This window comes from Bordetella genomosp. 5, assembly GCF_002261315.1.
Classification (GTDB): Bacteria; Pseudomonadota; Gammaproteobacteria; order Burkholderiales; family Burkholderiaceae_B; genus Bordetella.
Map to the genome: position 1 here is coordinate 137,840 of NZ_NEVP01000009.1, position 19,288 is coordinate 157,127.

Consider the following 19,288-nt stretch of genomic DNA (forward strand, 5'->3'; position numbering starts at 1 on the left):
TCCGCCCGTCGTTCCGTTCTCCCCTGTCCGTCGCGAGGTTTCTGTTTTATGGCCGTCAACGCAAACGCCGGCAGTTCCAACACCGAGTCCCGCCTTTACCGGCTTGAGGGCGAGGGCGCGCTGTCGTCATTGCGCGTGGAAGGCTGGGTCGCGCGCGAGGGCCTGTCCGCGCTGTCGCAGCTGCGCGTGGTGGCGCTGGCCGAAGATGCCGCGCTCGATCTCGACGACATGGTGTCGCGGCCGGCCACGTTGTGGGCGGTACGCGCCGATGGCAGCGAAGTGGGTCGCAGCGGGGTGGTGCGCGCGGCCGAGATGCTGGGCGGCAATGCCGGCATGGCGCGTTATCGGGTCACGCTCGCGCCCTGGCTCTGGCTCGCCACGCAGCGGCGCAACAGCCGCATCTATGAGAATCAGTCGGTGCTGGACATCGTGCGCCACGTCCTCGACAGCTACGAGGGCTACGCCTACAAGCTGGCCGACGATGTCAGCGCGCATCTGGCGGATCTGCCGGTGCGCCCCTACACCACGCAGTACCGCGAAACCGATTATGCGTTCCTGTCGCGCCTGTTCGTCGAGGCGGGGTTGGGCTGGACCTCCGTGGAAGACGATGAAGCGCCGGCCCGGCACGCCGTGCTGATCTTCGCCGACAGCCGCGCGCTACCCGAAGACCTCGAGTCGGCGGGCGCGGGCGTGCGCTTTCAGCGCGCGCATGCCACCGAGACCCGCGACGGGGTGCAGGCCATCGCACGGCGCCGCCGGCGCGGCGTGGACCGCGTGACCGTGCTCGGATGGCACGAGAGCGGCAAGCATGCCGTCACCGGCGAAGCGCTCGCGACGCCCTCGGGCGATGACGCCGGCCTGGAATGGTTCGAGCCGCTGGGCCATGGCGGTTTCGTGAACGAGGCCCACGCGCAGTTTCAGGCCAATCTGATGATGGAAGCCGTGCAGGCCCGCGCGGAGACGTTTCTGGGGCGCGGCAACGTGCGTACGTTCCGGTCCGGTACGCGTTTCACGCTGCAGGAGATGTCGCCGCTCGGCCCGGCGGGCGAAGCCGGCTTCGAACCGAAGTTCGCGCTCGACCGTCTCGAGCATGTGGGCATCAACAACCTGCCCGGCAACGAAGACGCCGCCCTGTCGCAGCGGCTGGGCGCGCTCGACGATTTCCTGGATTTCGATGACGATGAGCCGTTCGACGATCAGCCCGATGCCGCCGGTGAGCCGGGTCGGCCCGAGCCTGCGCTGCTGACGCGCGCGCACGAGGTGGGCTATGCGAATCGCTTTCGCGCCGTGCGCTGCGATCGACCGTGGCGCGCCGCGCCGGCGGACGCGCGGGGCGCGCGCCTGAGCGGCGGCGCGTCGGCGGTGGGGGTGCACACCGCCATCGTCACCAGCGCCGACGGCGGCATCGAGGCCAGCGACGGCAGCGAGATCTATCGCAATGCGCGCGGCGACGTGCGCGTGCGCTTTCATTGGCAGGCAGCGGGCGAAGGCCTCGCCACGAGCCGCTGGGCCCGGGTGGCGCAACGTCAGGCCGGCGCCGGCATGGGCATGAGCTTCGTGCCGCGCATCGGCCAGGAAGTGCTGGTGCGGTTCCTCGACGAAGACGTCGATCAGCCGCTCGTTGTCGGCGCACTCTACAACGGCCGGGGCGAGGGCGGGATTCCGGCCACGCCGGGCGGCAAGGGCGGCGCGCAGACCGAAGATGACGTCTACGCCGCGGCTGCCGATGGCAAGCCCAGCGCGCAGGCCAATCTCGCCAGCGGCAACGCGCCGGCGTGGCATGGCGCGGGCGGTGGCGATGCCCAGCATCGCAACGCGGCCGCGCTCAGCGGCTTCAAGAGCAAGGAATTCGGCGGCAACGGCTACAACCAGATCGTCTTCGACGACACGGATAGCCAGTTGCGCATGCAGATCAAATCGAGCCTGGCGGATACCGAGCTGAACCTGGGCCATCTCATCCACCAGAGCGGCAATTTCCGAGGCAATGTGCGCGGCGTGGGCGCGGAGTTGCGCACCGACGCCTATGGCGCGGTGCGTGGCGGCAATGGCGTGTTGCTGACCACCTACGCCGCCCAGGGCGCCGACCCGGCCGGCGACGCCACCGCGCAGCTTGCGCTGGCCGGCCAGGCCGGCATCATGGCCGCGTCGTTCGACGGCGTGGTGGGGGCGCACCAGGGCGTGCGGCTGGCGAGCGCACGCGGCACCGCTTCCGAAGGGGCGAGCCGCCTCGACAGCGAGCGCGCGCCGTTGGCCGCCATGGAACATGCAATCAAGGGCACCGTGTCGGGCGAGGCGCTCGGCGGCGCCCGCGAAGATGCGTCGGTCAAACACACCGAGGCCGCCGAAGGCAAGGTGCCGCACTTCACGGATCCCCTGGTGCTGATGGCCGGCCGTGCCGGTCTCACGCAGGCGGCCGGACGCAATCTGCAGGTCAATGCGGGCGAGCTCGTGCACTGGTCGGCCGGCAAGGACCAGAACCTGGCCGTGGTCGGATCGCTGCGCATGCATACCGGCCAGGCGCTGGGCGTGGTGGCCGGCGTGCAGAAGGGCGGCGCCGAGTCGGGCCTGGATCTGATCGCGGGCAGCGGCGAGGTCGACGTGATCTCGCAACATGACATTCTCACGGTGCAGGCGCAGCAGGATCTGCGCATGGTCAGCGCCAACGCCGGTATCGAATACGCCTCGCCCACGCGCATCCGCATCGCCAACGCGGCAGGTGCGAGCATCGTGATCGAGGGCGGCAACATCACGGTCACCGCGCCGGGCCGCATCGACGTGAAGACCGGCAACAAGCAGTTCGCCGGGCCCACGCAGATGCCGTATCCGTTTCCGCAATTCACCGTCTGCAAGACCTGCGTGCTCGACGCCCAGGAGTCGGTGCAGTCGATCACCGACAAGGCTTGAGGGGGCGCGCCATGACAGCATCCTGGCAGGCCGGGCTTATCGAACTGTTCGACCAGCTGCCGCATCATCGCGGCCCATATGGCGAGGCGGCCCGCGCCTTCGTGGTGGTGGATTTTCGTGGCCATCCGGATCTGCTCGCCCAACTGTCCCGCGCCGAGGACCTGAGCTTCGGCTCGGTCTGGGCCCGGACGGGGCTGGATATCTACGGCGACGTGGCGCCCATGCTGATCGAGGTGGATGGCGCCTCGCAGGGCGTGCTTCGCGGCCCCCGCTATGACGACTTCAGTACGGTGCTGGTGCGGGTGCTGGAAGCGCTGCACGAGCGCGCGGGCGGCCGTTATGCGATGACGGGCTTCGTGTCGACCTCGCCGCTGGAGGCGCTGATCGGCCACTTCGGGCACTTCTGCGATTACGCACTGCCCGATGGCCAGGAATTTTTCCTCCACTGGTACGACAGCCGCATCCTGCACCGCGCGCTGCAGGTGTGGGACGCGTCGCAGCGCGGGGATTTTCTGGCGCCCATGATCGCGTTGCACTATCCCCTGCGCGATGGCACGGTGGCGCGCCTGCCAGGCGGCGCGCGCAGGCCTGCCGCGCACGAGGAAATCCAGCGTCTGACGCCGGAGCAGCATCAGCTGTTTTTCGATCTGGATTATCCGGACAAGCTCGCCGTGCAGTTGCGGCGGCTGTATCCGGGTCTGCTGCCCGGCAACCCCGACCAGGATGCACTGGTTCCGCGGGTCCAGACGCAACTGGAGCGGGCCCGTGCGTATGGCGTGCGCGGCGATCAGGATACGTTCGATTATGTGGCCTGCGGCGTGTCGATCTCGCCGGTGTTCGACGAGCACCCGCTGATCCAGGCCGGGCTGCGGAGCTACCGCCCCGGCCTCGAAGGCGGCCTGTCGGCCGCGCTGGCGCATGTGCCCGACTCGGTGTGGGACACGTTGCCGCGGACGGACGCCGGGCGCGACGAGGCGGAGCGCGCCCCGCGTTTGAGCGTCAATTGAGGGCGCCAGGGATGTACGCCGCGCGCCGAGCTCCACACCATATCGCTTATCGATCGCATCCGGAACGAGTCATGCGCATGGTTCGCATGGCCGGCTTGATGTGGATCGCTCTGCTGGCTGGCTGTAACGGCGAGCCGGTTTACAAGGGTGTGGGGTTCATTGCCTACAACTACACGCAATATGACATCGACTGGGTAAGGCTTTCCGATAGCGACGGGGGGCGTGCGGCGACGAGCCAGGTTAGCGTCGGCGCGGGAGGCGGCTCGGTGAGCTGCTGCTACACGCTCCGCGGCACGGACTTGAAAGCAGAGTGGCGTGCAGTGGATTCCGAGGTGTTGCGTAATCACCTGGACGACAAAGATGTCGATAAGCACTTCTTTGTCAGGAAGAAGGACGTCAGCTTTCCGGCCACGGAGTCGCCCGACGGCGATGGACCGCTCTATCTCGAAATGCATATCTATCCGGACGAGCACGTCGAGGTGGCGTTGAGCCGCAAGCTGATGAACAACCGATTGCCTATCGTCGACACTGCGCGCTGGATGTGGCGAGAGCATCGGCCGGCCCTGCAGGATTTTCGCGATGGTGTCGAGCTCATGCGAGTGATCGCGCGCGTGACCAGGACCTCGTGGGGCAAGTACGGCATCGAGGACGCCGCCGATATGCGTCAGTACATGCGTCTGTACTTCACGGTCGCGTCGGACTTCGACAAGGACCCGGAAATCGCGGCCGTGCTGCAGAGGCAGGACCGCCAGCCCGGCGAGTTTGCCCGAGCAGTCGAAGCGCTGTCGGCGCAGCGCATCGCTGGGTTGAAGGCATCGGGCACGCCACCGGGAGATAAGAATGTCTAATCTCAGCGGCCGGGCGTCGGTGGAGGGCTTGCTGCGGTGCTGGCGAACGTGCCCGATTCGGTATGGGACGCCTTGCCGCGCTGCGAGGATCAGCGGCGCGAAGCCGAGAGTCGGCCGCGCCTGAGCGTGGCTTAAGAGAACACGGCGCAGCGGAGGATGGCAATGCGCCGCGATCGCGACAACGCGATCTCATTTGGAGCGAGTATGCGCAGAGTATTGATGGCGGTCCTGATGTCTTTCGGGCTGCTGGCAGGATGCGAGAGCGAACCCGTTTATCGCGGTGTCAGCTTCATCGCCTACAACTACACGCAGTATGAGATGGATCGGGTCACCCTGTCCGATGAAGAGGGAGGCCGGGCGACGAGCATGCAGGTTAGTGTGGGTGCCGGTGCGGGGTCGGTGTCGTGCTGCTATACGCTCAGTGGTACGAAATTCAAGGCGGAATGGCGAGCGATCGACCCCTTGGATTTGCATCGGTCTGGCAAAGACTTTGACAGCCTCGTTTTCACGCGCGAGAAGAACGTGACTTTTCCTGCCACCGAGCCACCGCCCGGCGAAGGGCCGCTCTATCTGGAAATGCATATTTATCCGGATGAGCATGTCGAAGTGGCGTTGAGCCGCAAGCTCGTCAACACGCGCTTGCCTATCGTCGATACCGCGCGCTGGCTATGGCGCGAGCATCGTCCGGCGCTAGGTGAATTTCGCGATGGTGTCGAACTCATGCGCGTGATTGCAAGGGTCACCAAAACATCCTGGGGGAAGTATCGTATCGAGGATCCGGACGACATGCAGCAATACATGAAGATGTACTTCACGGTGGCGTCAGATTTTGACAAGGATCCTGAGATTGCAGCGGTACTTCAGCAGAAGGATCGCAAGGCTGGAGAGTTTGCACGCGCGATAGAGGGGCTTTCTGCCAGCCGGCTTGCCGCAATAAAGCAGTCCGGAACGCCTGCGGGGGACAAAAATGTCTGAAACGAGCGCAGAGAACTCAACGGCAGATCGCACGCCTGCCTCTGTGCTAAAGGGCATGGCGCAGAATGAGGCAGCATATCCCAAAGATGATTGCCGCGAGTGCGGCGCCGTCATCCGCATGGGATTCTTTTTCGATGGATTTGGCCGGAGCCGCGATGTCGACGAGGGGAATCCGACTTTCTACTCGAACGTCAGCCGTCTATGGGAAGCACACTTTACCCAGAACGACTTCGACCGGCCTAAGCATCAACACTGGTTCCGCTTTTATTACTCCGGTCTTGGCACGGAACTGAACGAGGACGCGAAGAATGACGATCTGATCTACGCGGCAACCACGGCGGGCGCGAAGCTGGCGACCGAGGCGGGGAAGCGTGTCGTGGATGCCGCGAAAAACGTCACGCGTGTGGATGAGGTGCCCGAGCACGACATGCTTAAGCGCTTGCGTAGCGCAACGCAGAAAGCCGTTAAGGAGGGATCGTATCAGCCGCTGGTCAAGGCGTATAAGGATGTCGTTAAGGATGTAAACACGCTGCCCCAGAAGGCCGTGCGGATCTGGAACGTGATGGACGGCGAGCGCTTGAGCAATCGGGTGCGCGGCGTGTTGCGGGGCGCGTGGTCGAGTTTTAAGAAGAATCCGCTCAAGGTGGCCTGGACCGGTGTCAAAGAGACGGCAAAGGCAACGCTGCTCGAAGGTGTGCCTGTGATTCGCGACAATGAAACGGTCGCTTATCTTATGGGCACCGGCGTGGATGTCCGGGTGGACGCGGCAATCCGGCAATTCAAGGCTGCCTATGAGACAGTGAACGCAGAGAGTCACGTCGTTAAAATCGAGGTCACTGTCTTCGGCGGTGATCGTGGCGGCGTCATTGCCAAGCAATTTGTGAACGATCTCGTGAAGAAGTTCAAGGGGCGTAGCGAGGTGGATCTCGCTGTCGTGGGCGACCCGACCGCCAACAGGCCCAATACGCCAATTTCCATACGCTTCGTGGGCCTGCTGGATTCTGTCGCTTCGATCATGGACGAGAGCACGTTTTTGGGCTTTCTGCCGTTCACAGACCTGCTCAAGCAGACCCACAAAGATCGGACCTTGACGATTCCGGCTGCGGTAGAGCGCTGCGTGCACTTTGCCGCGGCACACGAGCTGCGACGCAATCAGCGCATGGACAGCCTTGAGAAGACGCGCGGCGAGCAGTATCTGTATCCCGGGTCGAGCGGCGACGTGACTGGCGTAAGTCCGGAAGGCGCGCTGGGCATTCGAGCAGAGTTGTCGCGTGTGGCGCTACGCGACATGCTCAACCAGGCGCTGAGCAGTGGCGCCGCCATGTACAGTATCGAAGCGCTCAAGACGAAGCGCGAATTTACGTTCGAGAAATTCAAGCTCGGCGAGGCGATTCACGCGGATGGTGAGAGCTTCGAGATCAGGGAGCTCGTAGAAGCCTATCGGGAGGTCGTGCCGTACAAACCGGGTGCTGACCTGATGCCGCACATGGAGGTCTTTCTACGCTGGCTCGCGGTGCGGTATCAAGATCCCGTTTTCAAGACGGAGTTGGGCGATGCCGCGGAGGAATGGATCAAGGATCGCGACCACCATACGGTAAAGCAGGAGCTGGACGAGGCCGTGCGGGACATCACCATGATGGATGACGATGATCCGGCGCGGCCTGCCCAACTGCAGAAAATCAGGGAGTTGCAGGCGCTGCACGAGGAGCGTTGGGATCGGGCGGTGATGAGCCGGGGCGAGGCGCCGCCGCAGCGGTTCAAGCCGCTTTGGCAGCGGCTCGAAGAAGAAATTGAAACGCTCGAAAAATCCGAGAAATTCGTGCAAGGCATCGAGACGCACAAAGAATGGATGATCCAGAATCGGCCTGAGGCGGTGGAGCGCATCCTTCAGGGGCAAGCGGAGATGCAGCGTAGAGAGGATGCGCGCAATGCCCATATTCCGGTCGAGGATCGCCCCGCGCCTCAAAGCGATCCGTTCTCCGAAATGTTGGCCGAGCGAAAGCTGCAACACAAGTTGCTCAATGTTTGGCGCGAGGCCGCTACGGGTGCCAATCCGCTGCCGCCCAAGGTCATGACACTGTTCGATTGGCTCGTACACGACGCCATGCTCAGCAGTTGGCCCGATCACTTGTTGGCCAGCACGACGTTGTATTTCCGCCTGCGCGACAAGGACATCTTCGGCAAGACGGATTTCAAGAAGGAGATGCAGCAGCGGGGGCAGGATATGCAGGATGCGCAGCGTGTCGACGATCTCATGAAGCGCCAGGAACAGTTGACGCAACCACGCCCGATGGCGAGCGCGCCCTGATGGGCAGGCGCAAGCCGCCGTTCCCTCCTCTGCGTCTCGCAAACGAAAAGCGCCTGGTGAAAACCAGGCCCTTTGCATTGCGGGGTGCGTGGGACGATCCCTACTTCGCTTCTTCGACCTCGATGTTCACCTGATTCGAACGGATCCCGTCCACCTCGATGTAGACCTCGTAATTGGCCGGACGCGTGGGCAGGTTGAGCGTGCGCACCATGTCGGTGGAGAAACGCGTCTCGACGGTCAGGCCGGGCGGAAGCGGGACCTTCTTGAAGGGGCGCGGCTCCGAGGGGTCGACCTCGACGTTGTCGAGCGGCGGGCGCGAGTAGTCGAACGCGATGCCGCGATAGACCTTGCCGCTTTGCACATCCTTGGCGACGAAGCCGGGCTTCTGCGGGTCTTCGACGGCCGGCAGGATGCCGCGGGCGCAGACGGGGATGGCGAGCGGATGGTCGGCGCGGATCCGCACCTTGGCGGGCGCGGCAATGCGCAATTGCGCGTCATAGCCCTGCAGGGGCGGCATGCAGACGTGCTCGGCCGTGGAATGCAGCGGTACCGAGGCAAAGTCGGCGGGTTCGATCCAGTCAGCGTTCATCGCGCGATCCAGCTATCAGAGAAGTGTCGTGAAAGAAGGCCAGCCTTCGGAGCAATCCACCTTGCGCATGGCTTTGGCGCAGCCGGGGCAGAAGTGGATGTTGGCGCAGGTGATGCCGTACATCACGCACTGGCCTATCTCCGAGCTGTACTCGCCGTTGCGGTTGGGCAGGCCGTAATAGCAGTGGCCGCCGTGCTTGTAATAGAAGTGCGGCGGCGGATCCAGCTTCGACATGTCGGCCGTGGGATCTTCGTTGGCAAGGCCCGGCCAGGTCGGACCGCTGGGCACCATGCCGAGCAAGTGACCCATTTCGTGGGCCAGCGTTTCGGTGAGGTAGGCTTGTGTATTGGGCTCGAAGCCGTCGAGCGTGCTCACGAACAGCAGGTTGGTGTCGTTGAGCGCGAGGCCGGCATAGCTGGCGGCGACGACGCGGAACTGGATGTTCAGCGTGCCGCGCACCGGCGTGGGGAAGAGGCGCGTGAGGTCGACCTTCACGGCGGAGCAGTCGCCCGGCACCGTATCGCGGATCGGGGTCATGAGTTCGCGCGGGATGTTGACGGTCCGCTCCACGCCCGATGCATCCGTATAGATGTAGCGCGCATGGATCAGCCAGTCTTCGCCCTCTTCGTAGTCGAGCCACAGGCGTGCCCAGGTACGGTCGTCGTTGAGCACCGGCACGTCCATGTTGCGTCCGCCCGGGCCGGCGGGCACGGGCATGCGCATATCGCCGCTCAGGCCCGGCACGGCGAGCCGATCGACGTGGCAGACCACCAGCGTGTAGGGCTCGCGCTCCCGCCCTTCGGAGGCGCTGTACACGGTGTTGATCTGCCGCATGATGGCCTGCTGTCCTTCCACCGAATCCGCGGCGTCCACGGAGCTGCGGCCCCGGAACGAGCGGCGCGCCAGCTGGACCATGTCGACGCCATGGATGGCGAACTCCGCGGTGACCGGCGTGACGTCATGCAGGTGCGGCGCCGGGTTGCGGCTCAGGCACATGATCTCCTGCACGTAGAGCCGGCGCGCCGTCTCGACGCGCTCGGTCTTGATGAGCTGCCCGCGTTCGTCGCGCACCTCGAACAGATAGACGTTGCGGCCGGCAGCCGGCAACTCGATATCGTCCACGATGAAAGTGCCGTCGGCCTTCGTGGTGTAGGGCCGGGGATTGGTATGCGGATCCTGGTAGCTCGGCCGGCGGCCGCGTTCGCGGCCGGTATAGGCGATGTTGCCGGGATCGGGTTTGACGGTGATCGTGAAGCGGTGCGCGCCGGGGCGATTGAACTCGACGTGGATGCGCGGCTTGCGCGATTGGCGCTCGGTGGTCGTGAGCGCGACGCCGTCGTTCCATTTGTCGTCGACCTCTTCGAGGTTCACGTACTGCAGCTTTGCGCCCGACATGCGGCCCTGGTAGGTCGATACGCTGGGCACGCCGCCCGCGCCGCTGCGCGTGGCGTCGCCCGTGCCACCTTCGCCGGGGACGCGCGCGCTGGTGCCGATGCCCAGCGTGCCGAGCACGTCGCGCGTGATCTGCGGCAGCGGCGAGTCGGCCACGCCGGGGATTTTCATCAACACATCGGCCACCCGAGGCAGCACTTCGGTACTGATGGTGGGCGAGTTCAGAATCGCCGTCAGCACCTTGGGCACGGACGCGCTCGACAGGCCGGACATGCCCAGGATGGCGCCCGCTACGGCGGGGATGTTGTTCTGGTTGACATCGGGCAGCGAGAACAGCGTGTTCACCGCATTGCCGAGTGCGCCGGCCTGGTTGCCGACGGCGGCCAGCGCCTGGTTCATCACCGGCGGAATCGCGGCCGCCACGCTGGCACTGATGCCGGTGGTGGCCAGGGTGGACACGCCGCCCAGCACATTCGATGCCGTGCTCGCGTGCGATGCGATGGCGGCGAGGCCGCCGCCACCGGACGCGCCCGCTGCCGCGCCCGCAGCCGCGGTGGTGGCCGCGCCCGCGCTGCTGGCCGCGGTGACGGCGGATAGATCGGTGGCGCTGGTGGCCGGCGTGCTGCCGGCAACGCCCGCTGCGCGCGCGGTTTCGCCGCCCAGCACGGTGTCGGGAGAACCCGGTGCGGTCGTGGCGCCCGGGGCAATGGGCGGCGTGCCGCCGTTGCCGAGGCCCGTGGTGGCGGTCGCCGGTGTCGCGGCGCCGGATGGCGCGCTGCTGGCGGACGCGGGGTTGGTGGAGGCGGTGCTGGTGGATGCGGCGCCCGCCGATGCGGCGGCGGGCGGCGCAGTGCCCGCCGATGCGGTGTCTGTCGGCGCAGTGCCCGCCGATGCGGTGTCTGTCGGCGCAGTGCCTGCCGGTGCCGTGCCCGCGTGCGCGGTACCCGACTGCGCGGGCGCGCCTGCCGCTGCTCCGTTCGCACCCGAGGGTGCACCTGCGGAGGCGTCCGCCGAAGCGCCCGCGTTCGGTGCCGACGCATTGCCGGTGTTCGCGGCCGATGTGTCGCCCGCGGCGTCGGCGCTGCGGGATGCAGCGGCGCCGTCGTTTGCGCCGTTGGCCGTGGTGGAAGCCGGCGCGGACCCGGCAGCCGCCGGTGCGCCGGCGGCGCCTGTCGCCGCGCCTGCCGTGGTGGTGGTTGGGGCGCCAGCAGCCGCGCTACCGGCGCTGCCTGCCACCGTGCCTGCGCCGGTAGCCACGCCCGCGCCGGAGGTGGCGCCGGTGGCAGCAGCGCCGGCCGCGCCTCCTGCCGCCGTCGTGCCCGCGCTCGAGCCTGCCGCGGTCGCGGTGCCGGCGCCGATCACGCCGCCGATGCCGCCGGCCGCTTCGCCGACGCCGCCGGGGATCGTGCTACCCGACGGGTCGATGCCAGCGGTATCGACGCCAGGCAGTGCGCCGCCCTGGGGCAGCGTCGAATTCGAGCCCGACAGAACGCCGGGCGATGTGAGCGGGGGCGTTCCGACCGAGGACGATGCGGCATCGAGGCCACCCATCGCGATGTCACCGCCTTCTGGAAGGGCTGTCGCGGGCGAGTTCGCCGTCGCGCCGATGCCTTCCGACCAGGTGCCGCCTGCCGCGCCTTCCAGGCCGGCGGGGGAGGACGTGTCTGCTCGCAGCAGTTCGGTGGCGTTCGCAGGATTCACCGCGGGACCGGCTGCGGAGGCCGCCTGGCTCGCGGCCTGCGCGGTCGCAGCGGCATCGGCCGAGGTCGAGGCGTGCGACGACGCGTTGTCCAGGCCTGCGCTCGCCGTGCCGGTGCGATCCAGTGCCTCGCCGGCGCCGTTCAGCGCGTCGCGGGCGCGCGCGGCCTGCTCCGCGCTTTGCGAGGCATCGCTGGCCGCGGCGCTCGCGGCATGCAGGACGGCGCCCGCGCCGGCAGCCAGCGCCGCCAGCCGCGCGGCGGTATCGAGGGTCTCGCGATGGTCACGCGTCTGCGTGTCCTTGGCGGCGTCGTTATGTGCGGGCGAGGTGGTGTCGGCTCGTCGGGCGTAGGGGGTGGCTTCGGCTTCTGCGTTGAGCGGCCGGGTGGCAGACCGCGCGTCGCCCGCGGCGGGCGTCGTGTGCAGGTCTCGCGGCGGCGCGCCGTGGCCGGCTTCAAGCTCGGTGTTGCGCGCGGGCGCGTGGTCGGACGCGCGTGTCGTATCGCCGGTTGTGGCCGATGCCGCGAGCGCATCGAGAATGCGCGGCGCTGCGGCGCGCGCGCTGTTCTGCGCGGAGGCGGCGAGGGCGCCGGCGTAAAGGGCGGCGCTCGCGCTGCGGGCGATGGTGTGCGTCGCAATGGGAGGCGTAGCATCGGCGACCGCTGCGTCGGCGGCCTTCGGCAGGGCTGTCGTCGTGCCGTCGTGATGCTTGGCGTCGGTGGCCGAGCCCCAGGCGGGATGGACGGGATGCCGCGCGGCGGTGTCGGCGCCGTTATCAGCGTCGAGGGTCCGCGACCCGGCGCGTGATCCGGCGTTCACCGTGCGCTGAGCCACATGCGCAATGGCGCCGAGTGCCGCGGTCGCCTGCGCGGCGCCGCTCGTGGAGTCGAGGGCCGCAGCTGCGCTCGCAGGGGCGGCATGGAACGGGCCGCTGTCCGGAGCGAACGCGGCCGACGGGTCCAGTGCAGCCATCGATGAGGACGCGGCTGCGTGACCGGCGGCGTCGATGGGCATGGAGACCGAAGCCTGCGCGGTGGTCGCGGCGAAGGTCGTCGCGGAGAGGTCCGCCGCGCCGGTGACGGCGGCATGTTGCCCCAACGCGGCCAGGCCCTCGCCCGATGCGAATGCCGAGGCCGTGATGTCGGCCGCGGCCGGTGCTTGCGTCGGCAGCGCGACACCGCTTCCCGTAAAGGCGGGTGTGGCGGCGTTGCCGACGCCGGAGGTCTGAGGGATCGACGTGTCCAGGCCGGGTATGCCGCCTGTGGCACTGGTCAGCGGCGACGCGCCGGACACGTTGGCCTGCAGGCCCGCGCCGATGCCAGGCACGGCGGCCGCGGGCGAGCTCGAGGCGAGCACCCCGGCACCCGCGGCTCCAAGGCCGGTGCTGGCTGCCGCGGCACCCACGCCGGGCGTCGCTACGCCGGGCGTCGCGACGCCTGCCGGTGCCGCCGCCGATGCCTGCATCGTGTTCGCGTTGGATGCGGACGCCATGCCTTCCGGCGATGCCGCCGCCGTACCGGAGGCGGCAACGCCGCTCGGCGCCATCGTGCCGCCCGCGGCGCCTGCCGGCGCGGAGGAAGGCGCGGCGCCAGCGGTGTTGATCGTGTTGGCGGACGACGCCGGCGTCGCGCCCGAGGCCGACGTGGCATCAGCGGCCGCGCCCGTCGTCGTCGAAGCTGGCGCCTGGGCCGAGGCGGCGCTGGCGGAGGCCGGGGTGGCTGCAGGCGCGGCAGTTGCCGCAGGCGCACCACCACTCGCGGCGACGTCCGAGCCGCCCTGTGCGACAGCAGCGCCGGCACCCGCAGAAGCAGTAGCAGCGCCAGCACCGGCAGAAGCGGTGCCAGCACCGGCAGAAGCAGTGCCAGCACCGGCAGAAGCAGTGCCCGCACCGGCAGAAGCAGTGCCCGCACCGGCAAAAGCAGTGCCAGCACCGGCAGAAGCAGTGCCCGCACCCGCAGTAGCAGCGCCGCTCGTGGCGGCGGTGCTTCCGCCTGCCACGGCGCCCGCGCCACCCGTGGATCCGCCGAACAGCCCGCCGCCCGCGGTGGGCGCGAAGCCGGGCGTCGCGCCGGGAGTCGCGGTGTTGCCCAGGCCGCCGCCCATGACGGCGTTGGCGCCCGCGGTCATGCCGCTGCTGAGCTTGCCCACCATCGGCGCCGCGCTGTCGGGGAGTGCCTTGCCGAGCATGTCGGTGGCCGCCGGCAGGGCCGCGATCGGATTCTTGATGAGGGCCGCCGCCTGCTGCGCCGTGCCGGCCAGCGCGGTGGCCTTGCCCACCATCGCCCCGGCGCCGGGCGCGACCGAGCCCAGCACTTTGGTTGCGGTCGGCAACGCGGACATCGGGTTGGCGATCATGGCCTGCGCCTGTTGCGCCATGCCCATCGCGTTCTTGGCCATGCTCATGGCGCCCTTGGCCTTGTCCATCAAGCCGCCCGCCGCGGGACTCATGCCGCCCAGCAGGCTGGGCGCGGACGACAGCGCGCTCATCGGATCCTTGGCGAGCGCGGCAAGCTGGTTGGCTTTGCCGGCCAGCTGCGACAACTGGCCCGCCGCACTCTTGGCGGCATCGCCGATGCCACCCAGGGTGTCGGCCATGCCGCTGGCGGCGGCGCCGCCGCCCGGGCCCGCGGCCAGCGCGGTCGCGGCACGCTTGGCCATGGCGGCCATCTTGCCGTCCTTGTGCACCAGTTCCGCGTTGACGATCAGCGGATCATCGACGTTGGTGCTCGGCAGCATCGGCAGTGCCGCGTTGTCGCTCGCCGGGCCCACGAAGTTGTGCGTGGCGCCCTTCACCGAGAACAGGCCCGGACCCTTGAAGATGATGTCCGCGCCATCGAGCACGACGGCGCCGCCCGCGGCCTGCAACGTTACGCGCTGCTGGCCGAGGATCTCGATGCCCTCGACGGACGAGGTCACGGTGATGTCCTGTCCGGCCAGCGCTTCGAGAATGTCGGTATGCGCGTGCAGCGACACCGGGGCCTGCGCCGAGATCGCGCGCAGCGGGCCCGACTGGGCGAAGAGGCTGGCCGACACCGCGGCCACCGCCGAATAGGTTTTGTTGGCCGCGATGTGCGCATCGGATTGCGCCGTGGCGTGCAGATGCTCGCCCGCGTGCAGCACGGCGCTGGCCGGCGTGGCGAGGTTGAGCGAGTTGGGGGCGTCCACCAGCAGGTGCGGCCCACCGATGCGCTCCACGGCGCTGTCGTCGGTGCGCTGGCCATTGGCCGCCTTGCCGGCCTGCTGGCCATTCACGCTGGCGTCGTAGCGGCCCTCCTGCTCGGGGTCCAGCGCCTTGAGCAGGTCTTCGTAACCGGCCGCGGCTTCGAGGGTGCGTGCCTTGTGCTGCGTGGCACTGTCGTTCAGACGGCGCGAGGCATCCTGCGCGCCGCGCAGCAGCAGCAGCGCTTCGCGCGCGTCGGCCTGCGTCGAGGCCGCCTGTGCGCGGGCCGTCGCGGAGATCAGCATGCCCTGGCCCGAGCGCACCACGGTCCAGGCGTCCGAGCGCAATTCGAAGCCGTTGCCGCGCCATGCGCCGCGGCTGGCGTCGTCGAGTCCCTGTTCGATCAGATAGCCCAGCCCCAGCTGACTGGCCGCCGTGGAGCTGGCCAGGCGCGTGCGCAGCTTGCCCTGCGTATCGTCGAACAGCCACTGGTTGCGTCCGTCGCCGTCCAGCCCCTGGCTGTGCCAGCCGCTCAATACGCCGGCGTGATTGCTGTCGGCGTTCTCGCCGGCGGTCCAGGGCGGCAGGTCCGCGTCGTTGTAGAGCTGGCCGGCCACCACCGGCTGGTCGATGTCGCCATCGATGAACTCGACGATCACCTCGGTGCCGCTGCGCGGCAGATGATTGGCGCCCCAGTTGGGGCCGGCCTGCGCACCGGCCACGCGCAGCCAGGTGCCCGAGCGCTCGTCGCCCGTGGCATTGCCCTCGCTGTCGCCGTGGGCGCGATGGGGCAGGCCGCCCTGCAGCGGGCGCTCGCCGCGTTGCCACGGGAACTGCACCTTGACGCGCAGGTCGCGGTCGGTGGTGATGGGCGCGTCGCTCGCGCTCACGACCACGGCGGCCAGGCCCTCGGGCGCCGTGGGGCGCGGCATCCAGGCCGGCATGAACGCGGCCGCCTCGGGCAGCGCGGTGAAGCGGTTGCGGTAGGTGCCGCGCTCCATGTCGGGCGTGTCGAGCACCTGGGCGGCTTGCGCGCCGAGATTGTTGGTGGCCTCGTGCACCACGTCGAGCAGCGCGTAGCGGTTGCCGCCGAGCTCGTCGATGCCGGCGCCGCCGCCCTGGGCGTAGCGCTCGTGCTGGCTCAAGGCGAACACATGACCGGGCGCGATTGCGCGCGCGGTGCCGGCGCCCTCGAAGCGCACGAAGGTGGACTCGAGGGCACGCAGCGCGCGCGTGGCGCCTTGCTCCGCGGCCTCGTCGTCCGGATAGCGGCCATGGCCGGCGTAATCGTAGTCTTCCAGATCGGGCAGCGACTCCACCTGCGTTTGCGAGCTGGCGTGTGCCGCGTGTGCCGTGAGCGTGCGTTCGTTCCAGGCGGCGCGGGCCACCGAGTTGGCGCGCACCGTCTGGCGCGAACCGAAGTGCGTGATGCTGTCTTCGGTTTCGGTGGCATCGCTGCGGTGAAAGCGCAACGTGGCGGGCTGCAGGTCGGGCCGTGCCGCGCCCGCGTCGAAGATCACCAGGCGATGGCGGGCACCGCCGGAGGCCGCGCCGTCATCCTGCTGGTGGTCGAAGCGCCAGCTCAGGCCGGCCTCGGCCAGGATGCGCGTGACGAACGCCAGATCCGATTCGCGGTACTGCGTGCACACCGCGCGCGGCTTGAGCGTCTCGCTCAGGTTGAACGAGAACGACGCGAGGGGATAGTCGGCCAGCACTTCGCTCACGATGTCCTGCACCGTGAGGTCCTGATAAATGAAACTGTCGCGGCGCATGCCGAGCGCGGCCAGCCAGGGCGCGGCATGCAGGCGGTAGCGTGCCAGGCCGCCGTCGGCCCCGAGCGCATCGACGCCTTCCACCACCGCGTGCCAGCGCCGCAGCGCGCCGTCGGCCTGCAGCAGGCTCACGGAGATTTCCTTGCCCAGCAGCGCTGCCACGTCGAGCTCGGCGCTGCCGGCCAGGCAGTCCAGCGTCAGGGCGAACAGAGTCGAGACGCCCTCGCGCAGTGTCATGTGCTCCGGCACCAGCTCGGCGTCCAGCGGCGTGCTCACCCGCAGGAGCCGCGCCTGTTGCGACAGCGTGGCGATGTTGAGCGAGGAATAGGCCGGGGCGTTCGAGGGCAGGGCGTTCATGGTGCGGGACGATGTTCGGGCTGCGATGCCGGGCGCGGGGGCGCCGGAGGCGGAGGCAGGTCGGGCGCCTGCCGCGGAAATTCTGGGATGCCGCTACGGTAGCGAGATGGTCAGATGCGCGGCGCGCGGGCCGAGCTTCACGATGTCGTGATACGGCGCCATCGCGGTCTGCATTTCGCCATTGAGAAAATGGCCCAGGCCGAGGTAGGCCAGCAGGCCCAGCAACGAGAACACGGCCATGATCGACCACAGCGGCACGTCGCGCTTGAGCGTGTGCGCGACCTTGTCGGGCAGCGCCCAGTGCGGGGCAAAGCCGGTGCGCTTGCCGCGCAGCAGCGCGATCTCGTCGCCCAGACGGGCGGTGAGATAGCCGAGCTTTTCCTGGCCTTCGATCAGATACTTGCCCTGGAAGCCCAGCAGCAGGCACATGTAATAGACCTCGAGCGACTGCAGCCGCTGCGCGCCCTGAGCACGCAGGTCTTCGAGCCGGGCGAAGAAGTTTTCGCCCGCGAGCTGCTCGCCGAACAAGGTGAGCTGCAGGGGCTGCAGCATCCAGGCGTCGCGGATCGCAAAGCGCGAGTTCAGCACCGACTCGTCGACCGCGGCGCAGAACGCGTATTTGGTCGCGTAGATGTCTTCCGCCGGGATGTCCATTTTCTTGGCGGTGCGCTCGTAGTCCGCGAGGAACTGCTGCACGCGCGCCGAGAAGGCCGCGGGATCGGTGGGCTCCTGCCCGCTCTTGAGCAGGAACAGCATCAGGAAGCCGTCGTAGAGCAGATCCAGCAGGGATTTGGCGGGCCGGCTGGCGTAGAAGTCGGCGGCACGCCCCGGGGGCAGGGCGGTACCGGACAGCAGGGAAGGCGTATCGGCGGTCATGGCAGTCTGTGTCGGTTCAGTGAGTCAGCTCGCGGGCGTTCAGCGGGTCACGGCGATCAGGTCCAGCTTGAGCTCGGGGATGCCGGCGGGCGCATAGATGGCGATGCTGCGTGCCTGCAGCATGCGGTCGTACAGCGAGCCGCGCGTCTGCAGCGTGAAGTAGACGGCGCCCGGTTTGACGGGCACCGCCGGCGGCACCTGGGGCGTGTAGGTGAGCTGCACGCCCGGCATGGCCGAGAGCACCAGCTTTTCGACGTCGTCGGGGGCGCCCACCTTGAAACGCATCGGGACCTGTTCGGAGACTTCGCTGGCGGGCAGCGCGGCCTGCACAGCGAGATACAGCGAGGTGGTCTCGTCGAGCTTGTCCGAATCGAGCCGGCCCACATGGAACGACGGGCGGACCTCGTCGAGCACGATCGAGAAATAGCGCGTGGAGATCACGGTCTCGAGCAGGTCGCGCAGGATCTCGTCGAGACGCGCGAACGCGGGGCCCGGCGCATCGTGGCGGTACACCGGCAGGTCGGCCAGCGTGTGCTCTTTCGAGAAGGTCATCAACGCACCGGCCAGGCGCGCCATCTCCTGGAACAGGCGCTCCGGGTGCAGCTGCGGATGATGGAACAGATGCGACAGCGCCGCGTATGCCTCGTTCGCCGTATGCAGCAGCCAGAACGACGCCACGTCGCCCGAGCGGAACTCGATGATGTTCTTGCTCGGCTCGCGATGAAAGCCGTAGAGCGCATTGACCTTGGCCTGCAGCGCGTCGAGCAGCCGGCGCAGCTGCTCGTGCAGCGCGCCGGACGCCGCCACCGACAGGCTCGGGCCGACAAACATATTGTCGATCTCGTAGCCCGCGCTGGCCGTGCGGCGCACGCGCGCCACCGGGATCGCGAGAAGCTCGTCGCGCGGTTCGAATTCGGAGATCAGCCGCACGTTCTTGCGCAGGTAGGCAAGCTCTGCGGTCGTGGCGGCGGTATAGAGATCGGGCGCGGGCTGGTTGCCATGGGTGTAGCGCGCGTCGAACACCTCGGCGGCCTGGCCGTCGCGATAGTTGCCGCCCGTTTCCTTGAGCGGGTGCAGCGCCAGATAGAACACGGCCTCGGTCACGCCATCGAGGGCGGTGAGGGCCACGGGCGGAGGCAGCGCATCGCCATGCGGCGCGTTGTACAGCTCGCCATCGGGGAACACCGCGGAGAGCTCCGTGGCACGCAGCATGCCGTTGGACAGCGCGGCCGCATCGAAGCGGATCGAGCGCAGGCCCCAGGCATATGGATGCAGCGCGCGCGCCATCTCCGCGAGCCGGTCTTCGTGATAAGCGTCTTGACGCTGGAAGTGTTGCGGGCGGAGCAACAGACCCTCGCCCCAGAGGATTTTGGCTGAGTAACTCACGATGGCGCTCTTATTG

9 protein-coding genes are annotated in these 19,288 nt (G+C 68.2%); 5 read left to right on the forward strand and 4 right to left on the reverse strand.

The annotated features are described in order from the left end of the window. Positions 1-48 precede the first annotated feature (48 nt). The 5 genes from CAL25_RS15105 to CAL25_RS15125 all read left to right on the forward strand — a co-directional run bounded on the left by CAL25_RS15105 (position 49) and on the right by CAL25_RS15125 (position 8,042). Entirely contained in the window at positions 49-2,904 is a 2,856-nt protein-coding gene (locus CAL25_RS15105; protein ID WP_094801454.1) for a type VI secretion system Vgr family protein, read from the forward strand. 11 nt (positions 2,905-2,915) lie between these two features. Continuing rightward, positions 2,916-3,911, forward strand: a complete 996-nt coding sequence (locus CAL25_RS15110) for a DUF4123 domain-containing protein (protein ID WP_094801456.1) — start codon at positions 2,916-2,918, stop codon at positions 3,909-3,911. 71 nt (positions 3,912-3,982) lie between these two features. Then, complete coding sequence (locus CAL25_RS15115; RefSeq protein ID WP_094801458.1) at positions 3,983-4,759, forward strand: DUF3304 domain-containing protein; 777 nt, start codon at positions 3,983-3,985, stop codon at positions 4,757-4,759. Between the two features lie 162 nt (positions 4,760-4,921). After that, positions 4,922-5,734 carry a hypothetical protein gene (locus tag CAL25_RS15120; protein WP_249279101.1) on the forward strand — a complete coding sequence of 271 codons (813 nt, stop codon included), beginning with the start codon at positions 4,922-4,924 and terminating at the stop codon, positions 5,732-5,734. Then, entirely contained in the window at positions 5,727-8,042 is a 2,316-nt protein-coding gene (locus CAL25_RS15125; protein WP_094801462.1) for a DUF2235 domain-containing protein, read from the forward strand. The genes CAL25_RS15120 and CAL25_RS15125 overlap by 8 nt, the downstream gene beginning before the upstream one ends. Before the next feature lie 100 nt (positions 8,043-8,142). Here CAL25_RS15125 and CAL25_RS15130 read toward each other — a convergent pair whose 3' ends face one another. From CAL25_RS15130 to tssK, 4 genes are all read right to left on the reverse strand, one after another. Continuing rightward, on the reverse strand, positions 8,143-8,631 hold the full coding sequence (locus tag CAL25_RS15130; RefSeq protein WP_094801464.1) for a hypothetical protein: 489 nt from the start codon (positions 8,629-8,631) through the stop codon (positions 8,143-8,145). A 15-nt stretch (positions 8,632-8,646) separates the two neighbouring features. Then, positions 8,647-17,010, reverse strand: a complete 8,364-nt coding sequence (tssI, locus tag CAL25_RS15135) for a type VI secretion system tip protein TssI/VgrG (RefSeq protein ID WP_094801466.1) — start codon at positions 17,008-17,010, stop codon at positions 8,647-8,649. A 93-nt stretch (positions 17,011-17,103) separates the two neighbouring features. Further along, on the reverse strand, positions 17,104-17,886 hold the full coding sequence (icmH, locus tag CAL25_RS15140; RefSeq protein ID WP_094801468.1) for a type IVB secretion system protein IcmH/DotU: 783 nt from the start codon (positions 17,884-17,886) through the stop codon (positions 17,104-17,106). 39 nt (positions 17,887-17,925) lie between these two features. Continuing rightward, positions 17,926-19,272: a type VI secretion system baseplate subunit TssK gene (gene tssK / locus CAL25_RS15145; protein ID WP_094801470.1), complete on the reverse strand. Its 1,347-nt coding sequence runs from the start codon at positions 19,270-19,272 to the stop codon at positions 17,926-17,928. Positions 19,273-19,288 lie beyond the last annotated feature (16 nt).